This window comes from Hymenobacter terrestris (genome assembly GCF_013377905.1).
Taxonomy (GTDB): domain Bacteria; phylum Bacteroidota; class Bacteroidia; order Cytophagales; family Hymenobacteraceae; genus Hymenobacter; species Hymenobacter terrestris.
Genome location: NZ_JABKAV010000104.1, coordinates 1 through 6,984, shown reverse-complemented (window position 1 = coordinate 6,984; position 6,984 = coordinate 1). Strand labels below are relative to the sequence as shown.

At 58.4% G+C, this 6,984-nt stretch carries 6 protein-coding genes; all 6 read right to left on the bottom strand.

The features are described 5' to 3' along the window. Positions 1 to 151 precede the first annotated feature (151 nt). The 6 genes from HW556_RS17590 to HW556_RS17565 all read right to left on the bottom strand — a co-directional run bounded on the left by HW556_RS17590 (position 152) and on the right by HW556_RS17565 (position 6,281). Positions 152 to 832 carry a hypothetical protein gene (locus tag HW556_RS17590; RefSeq protein ID WP_176901431.1) on the bottom strand — a complete coding sequence of 227 codons (681 nt, stop codon included), beginning with the start codon at positions 830 to 832 and terminating at the stop codon, positions 152 to 154. Positions 833 to 880: 48 nt separating this feature from the next. Further along, entirely contained in the window at positions 881 to 1,960 is a 1,080-nt protein-coding gene (gene carA, locus HW556_RS17585) for a glutamine-hydrolyzing carbamoyl-phosphate synthase small subunit (RefSeq protein WP_176901430.1), read from the bottom strand. 147 nt (positions 1,961 to 2,107) lie between these two features. Next, the gene (locus HW556_RS17580) at positions 2,108 to 3,331 is read right to left on the bottom strand and encodes a 5-(carboxyamino)imidazole ribonucleotide synthase (protein ID WP_176901429.1); all 1,224 of its coding nucleotides are present in this window, start codon (positions 3,329 to 3,331) and stop codon (positions 2,108 to 2,110) included. Positions 3,332 to 3,354: 23 nt separating this feature from the next. Next, on the bottom strand, positions 3,355 to 3,882 hold the full coding sequence (gene purE, locus HW556_RS17575) for a 5-(carboxyamino)imidazole ribonucleotide mutase (RefSeq protein ID WP_176901428.1): 528 nt from the start codon (positions 3,880 to 3,882) through the stop codon (positions 3,355 to 3,357). A gap of 56 nt (positions 3,883 to 3,938) precedes the next feature. Further along, positions 3,939 to 5,219 (bottom strand): dihydroorotase, encoded by a 1,281-nt coding sequence (locus HW556_RS17570; protein WP_176901427.1) that lies wholly within the window; start codon positions 5,217 to 5,219, stop codon positions 3,939 to 3,941. An 81-nt stretch (positions 5,220 to 5,300) separates the two neighbouring features. After that, positions 5,301 to 6,281: an aspartate carbamoyltransferase catalytic subunit gene (locus tag HW556_RS17565; RefSeq protein ID WP_176901426.1), complete on the bottom strand. Its 981-nt coding sequence runs from the start codon at positions 6,279 to 6,281 to the stop codon at positions 5,301 to 5,303. Positions 6,282 to 6,984: the final 703 nt, after the last annotated feature.

Below are 6,984 nucleotides of genomic sequence, written 5' to 3'. Positions count from 1 at the left end.
CGCGCCGGAACCAAGGATGAGTACTTTGTTGGGTTTATTCATTCTAAGGGTTGGGTAACAGACCGCTTGGAAGGGTCTTGTCAAAAAAGAACGTCATGCAGAGCGTCGCATCTTGCCCGCTTCGTTGAATTAGGTGTGAATATGTTTGTTATCAAATATGCTCCTTGCGAAAACAAATGCCTTGAATTTGCATGGTTTCAGACTTGAATTCAACTTCATAGGCAGTGTCGTAATTGCAGTCAAGCACGGCAATATTCCACGGGGCAACTTGGGCTATAGCATAGAGCGATACGTGAGGCAAAATGCCATTCGGTAATGTGAGGGCAGCATCAAAAAAGCAAGTCAAACCTTTCAGATTTAGCGGGGCTCTAGTATCAGTGTTGCAACTGAAGGCAATGCCACTCCAAGGAATAACTACATCTAATTCGATGGATATAAATTCCGCCACCACTAGTTCCTTCCCATCAGTGGACTGATACAAGGCAAAGTTGCCAGTCTCAGTATTGAAAAATTGGTGTGCATTGTCGAATTCAAACAATAGCGTCTGACCAATAGCTTCGATTACATCCCAATACAGTGTCTGCTCGTGTTCTGTACCACGCCAAGCCAGCGCTTCCGTTAGCGCGCAAATGCCAACAGGTGCTCCTGAAGTTTCGCAGTATGCAAATAGCTGACATGGCTGTGTTTTCATGCCTAAATCGGAGTTGTTAACAGGAATATGAATAAGCGTCTTGGTATGAATGACCTGCCAATATTTGGGCAGATTAGTATAGGGAATGGGTTTCCGTTTCAGAAATACAAGAATGCTTTGCCATAGCAACGAAGCGGGCAAGATGCTTCGCTGCGCTCTGCATGACGTTCTTTTTCTGCCGTTCTTTCTTTATCGTTCCGCTTTATAATCCACCACCGCTTTCAAAAAATCATCAAACAGAAACTCTGTATCCTCCGGCCCGCCAGCGGCTTCGGGGTGGAACTGGGTGGAGAAGAACGGCTTGGACGTGTGCTTAATCCCCTCACATGTCCCGTCGTTCAGGTTCTCGAACAGCATCTGCCACTCGGCGGGTAGCGTAGCGGTATCGACCGCGAAGCCGTGGTTTTGGCTGGTGATGTAGCAGCGCTGGGTGCCGGTGCGCTTCACGGGCTGGTTGTGGCTGCGGTGGCCGTATTTCAGCTTGAAGGTGTCGCCGCCCGCCGCCAGGCCCATGAGCTGGCTGCCCAGGCAGATGCCGAAAATGGGCTTGTCCTGGCCCAGCGCCTTTTGCAGGTGCCGGATGGTGGCTTCGCACATTTTGGGGTCGCCGGGGCCGTTGCTTAGGAACAGGCCGTCGTAGTCGAGGGCCGTGAAATCGTAGTCCCAGGGCACGCGAATCAGTTCCACGTCGCGCTCCAGGAAGCAGCGGATGATGTTGGTTTTAGTGCCGCAGTCCACGAGCACGATTTTGTACTGGCCGTGGCCGTAGTGCTGCACGCCGGGCTGGCTCACCTGCGCCACCAGGTTGTCGCGGTTGGGGTCGTGAAAGGGCACGTCGGTGTCGGCCACGATTTTGCCCAGCATGGCGCCATTCTCGCGTAGCTTCTTGGTGAGCATGCGGGTATCGACGTTGAAAATACCGGGGATATTATACTCCTTCAGCCAGTCGCCGAGGCTTTTGGCAGCGTTCCAGTGGCTGTGCTCCTCGGAGTAATAGTTGACCACCAGCCCGGCAATGTGAATCTTGTCAGACTCGAAAATCCTGGAAATCGACTCGTACAGGTCCTCGCCGGGCACGCCGTAGTTGCCCACCATGGGGGTGGTGAGCACCAGAATCTGGCCGGCGAAGGACGGGTCGGTGAGGTTTTCGGGGTAGCCCGTCATGGCCGTGCTGAACACGACTTCGCCCGCGGCGGAGGTGAACGCGCCGAAGGATTCGCCTTCTATCGTGGTGCCGTCTTCGAGGAGGAGTTTTACTGTTTGGGACATGATAGTTGAACGCAGGGAAATGTCATGCTGAGCTTGTCGAAGCATCTCTACCGCTTCGTTGAATGGCTCAGCCGAAGCGGTAGAGATGCTTCGACAAGCTCAGCATGACCGTTCGTTTAGGGTGATTTTTATTAACACAAATGGTATTTAGATATCATCCAGACCCGGCAGGCCAAGCAAACCAGCAGCGCGGCGCGCCGTGGTTTTTACACTGGCGACATCCGGGCCGGTAATGGTCAGGTGGCCCATCTTGCGGCCGGCACGCGCTTCTGCCTTGCCGTACAGATGCAGATGCGTCCCCGGCAGACTCAGCACGGCGTGCCAGTCCGGCTCCCGCCGTTGCCCGTTGCCGTCAAACCACACCTCGCCCAACAGGTTGAGCATGATGGCCGGGGAATGCTGGCGCGGCGATGGTAAGGGCAGGCCTGCCATGGCATGTACCTGCAGGTCGAACTGCGACACGTCACAGGCGTCAAGAGTGTAGTGGCCGCTGTTGTGCGGGCGTGGAGCCATCTCGTTGACTACCAAGTCGCCGTGTTCGTCGTTGCCTTCCACCACAAAGAACTCCACGCACAGCACGCCCACATAGCCCAGATGCTGGGCCAGGGAAACGGCCGCGCTGCGGGCCCTAGTGGCCAGGGCGGGCGGCATATTTCCTTCGTAGGCGTGGGTTACGGCCAGAATGCCATCAACGTGCACGTTGCGCTGCGGGGCGTAACTGACGGCCTGCCCGTCCCAGCCGCGCGCCACTAGCACCGAACACTCGGCCATGAGCGGCAGCATCTTTTCCAGCACGCAGGCCACGCTGCCTAGCTCGGCCCAGGCGGCGGCCAGTTCAGCGGCGGTTTTCACCCTGACCTGGCCCTTGCCGTCGTAGCCCATGCGGGCGGTTTTCAGGATGCCGGGCAGCAGCTCCGCCCGGTCGTTCTCCACGGCCTGGAGCTGGGCCGGCGTTTCAATCACCGCGTAGGGCGCGCAGGCCACTCCCGACAGGTCGGCGCCAGCCGTGAAGTGGGCTTTTTCATCGATGCGGTTTTGTGCAATACCCACCACGGCCGCACCCGGGGCCACGGGGCGGGTAAGGGCCAGCGTTTGAAGAGCCTGGGCAGGTACGTTTTCAAACTCGGTGGTGATGGCCTGGCACAGGCGAGCCAGTTGCGCCAGCCCGGCCGGGTCGTCGTAGTCGGTCTGGATATGGTGGTGGCTCACCAGCCCGGCCGGGCTTTGCGCGTCGGGCTCCAGCACGGCGGTGAAGTACCCCAGGCGCTGGGCGGCGTGCACAAACATGCGGCCCAGCTGGCCGCCGCCCAGCACTCCCAGGGTTGCCCGCTGGCCAGCAGCATCCACGCTGCCCGGAAAAATTGGGCTCATGGCGAGGCTATGCGTTTGGTCGCTCATACGGGCAGCGTCATGGCGCGGGCGGCCTCGGTTTGTGCGGCGCGAAACGCGTGCAGTTTGGTTGCTAGATCCGGGTCGTGCAGGGCCAGCATACTCACGGCGAACAGCGCGGCATTGGCCGCCCCGGCATCGCCAATGGCAAACGTAGCGACGGGCACTCCTTTGGGCATCTGCACAATGCTGTGCAGCGAATCCACTCCCTGCAAATGCCGGCTGGCCACCGGCACGCCCAGCACGGGCACCGTGGTTTTGGCTGCCAGCATGCCCGGCAGGTGGGCGGCTCCCCCGGCCCCGGCAATGATGGCCTGCAAGCCGCGCGGACTAGCTTGTTCGGCGTAGGCAAACAAGTCGTCGGGCATGCGGTGGGCCGACACGACGCGCGCCTCGTGGGCCACACCAAAGTGGGTGAGCATCTGCACGGCGTGCTCCATGGTTTTCCAGTCGCTGCTGGAGCCCATCACCACGCCAATCAGGGGCTTAGGGATATTAGATGTTGAAGGGTCGGAGTTGGAAGGGGTATTCATAAGGAGCGTTGTAGAGGAAGCCGGGTATTCCTTGAAGTGGGCAAAAGGCGGCGCGATTATTCGCGTTCCAGCAGGATTTCGGTCCCCAAAATCACCAGGTCCACCCGGCCTTTCAACGTCTGGTCGATAAATGGTGTGTTCTGGGATTTGGATTTCATGAAGTCCCGCGTGAAGGTCGTTTCCGCTTCGGTATCGAACAAAATGCAGTTGGCCGTCTGGCCGACTTCAATGGCGGCTACCGGCAGGCCCATCAGGCGACGGGGCTCCGCCGAGTAGCGCTTCACCACCAGGTCCCACCCGATTTTTTGGGGCTCGACAAAGTGGTGGTAGAGCGACACCAGGGCCGTATCCAAGCCGGTGATGCCATTGGGCGCGGTGATGAAATCCTGGGCTTTTTCAAACGGTGTGTGCGGCGCGTGGTCGGTGGAAATGATGTCGAATACGCCCTCCATGAGCCCTTCGAGCAGCGCATCACAATCAGCCTGGGTGCGCAGCGGCGGGTTCATCTTATAGTTTGTGTCGTAGTCGCCGATGTGCTCGTCGGTGAACATCAGGTGGTGCGGGGTTACTTCCGCCGTCACCTTCACATCGCCGCGCGATTTCCACCAGCGGATGGTTTCCATGCCCAGCTTGCTGGAAACGTGCTGGATGTGCACGTGCGCGCCCGCCGCATGGGCCAGGCGAATGTCGCGGTCGATGATGATTTCCTCCGCGCATGCCGGTGAACCCTTGATGCCGAGCCGGTAGCTCATCACCCCTTCGTTCAGGGCCCGCGGCCCGGCCAGTTCCGGCACCTCGCAGTGGCTGGCGAAAAACATCCCGAACTCGGTGGCATACTGCATGGCACGGAAAAGGACGGCCGGATCGGCGGTGGTGTCGCCGTCGTCGGTGAGCATGGTCACCCCGAGCTCGCGCATACCCTCAATTTCGGCCAGCTCTTTGCCTTCCCGATTCTTGGTAACGCAGCCGGAAGTGTATACCGGAATGCGCGACCGGTCCCGCGCATTATCGAGCACGGTGGCCACGGCGGTGGCCGAGTCGAGGGCCGGGCGGGTATTGGGCATCATCACCACCCCGGTAATACCGCCATTGATGGCCGCTTCGCTGCCCGTGGTGATGGTTTCCTTGTTCTCAAACCCGGGGGCGCGGAAATGGACGTGGGCATCAAACATGCCGGGCATCAGCACCCGGCCGCGCGCGTCGATAACCCGCGCACCCTCGGGAACGGCCAGGCCGCTGCCGATTTCCTGAATTTTTCCTTCGACAATCAGGACGTCACTTTCGACAAGTACGGGGGAATTTTCGGAGGCGATACGAGCGTTTTGAAGCAGCAGCATAAAGGGTTAATTTCGGTAAACCGGCGAGGGTTATGGAAGAGAATAAAGTTGAAAAGCGGCGTCAGCCGTTGCGGGCGGCGTTCAGGGTATCAGCACCGTTGAGCTGGTTTGCGGCCGCGCGACGTATGATTCCTGCTTCGGAAAATCCCCGCCCGGCTTGAGCCAGTCGAGTACGGCCATGCGCACCGAAATGCCGTTTTCGACTTGATTGGTAATGAGGCTGCGCTCATAGTCCATCACGGCGTCGCACAGCTCCACGCCCCGGTTTACAGGGCCGGGGTGCATAATGTAGAGGCCCTGGTCGCTGATTTCCGCCAGCCGGGCCGTAGTGATGCCGTACACTCGGTGGTATTCGCGGAGGCTGGGGAAAAACTGCACGTCCTGGCGCTCCATCTGCACGCGCAGCAGGTACACTACATCGGGGGCCCAGGCCATGGCTGCCTCGTAGTCGGTGAAGCGGCGGATGGTGGCCGGGCCGTACTTGGGCACCAGCGAGCCCGGCCCCAGGTACGCCACCTCGATGCCCAGCTTTTGCAGCAACGTGCTGGTAGAGCGCGCGACGCGGGAGTGGAGAATATCGCCGATGATGAGGACCTTTTTGCCCCGAGGGTCAGGGAATTTTTCCTTGATGGTAAAAGCGTCCAGCAAGGCCTGGGTAGGGTGCTCGTGGGCCCCGTCGCCGGCATTGATAACCGACGCCGTGGTCTGGCGGGCAATCATGCCGGGCAGGCCGGGGTGGCTGTGGCGAATGACGATGTAGTCGGTTCGCATGGCCTGGAGCGTCTCAATCGTCTCGCGAACCGACTCGCCCTTGGAGATGGAAGAGTGGGCCACGTCGAAATTCGTGACCTCCGCCGAGAGGCGTTTGGCCGCGACCTCGAAGGACGAGTGCGTCCGGGTGCTGGCCTCATAGAAGAGCATGAGCACGGACTTGCCTTCCAGGGCAGGAATCCGCTTCACCGAATGGGTGAAGAGCTTTTTAAAGGACTTGGATTGATCGAGTAGGAACTCGATTTCCTCCGGGTGCAGGGATGCAATGTCGATCAGGTCTTTACGTGCCATACCAGGTTGGGGAAGTGAAGTACGCAGTCAGTAGTTACGAGCCACAGGAGGTTGCCCTGTTTATTTAGTAGCCTCCATATTTCACTAAGTGGCCGGAAACAGGGCTTGGAGTTGAGGCGGCGAGTGCCGGGGTAGCCGGGACGATGGCCGCCGCAGAACAGCACCCTTCGAACTAATCGGGCATAAAAAAACCGTTTCGGAATACGAAACGGTGGCGGGGCAATACCCAGAAAAAACAACGGAAATACCAGCGGCAGAATCGGGAAAACCGACGGAACCAAAGACCTTCCGGTCCACTCGCGGCTCCCAGTCGCGCTGGGTTCCACGCTTCATCAACTGGTTTTTTGGTTGAAGCATGCTGCAAAGCTACGGTATTGTTACGCCCGACAATTCATTAGCCAGGTTAATTTTTCCGGACTGCTTTTCTCAGATTTCTATTTTTCAAGCTAACGGGCTAACTGACGCATCTTTTGTTCTTCTTTTCACCACCCAAAAAATCATGGCTCGCACAACCACTTGCTTGCTGAGCACAATCCAGCTTAACTTTAGCTCCTTATTGCGCCGCCTAAGCTAGCGGACCGTCATTCTGTAGTGGCAAGCAGCCCATGAGCCACTCAGTATTTCATGGGCTGATTCATTTCCGACCGGTACAAAGTAGTATCCGGGTGATGCCCTTGGTTAAAAGTTTGGTCCAAAGATTAGG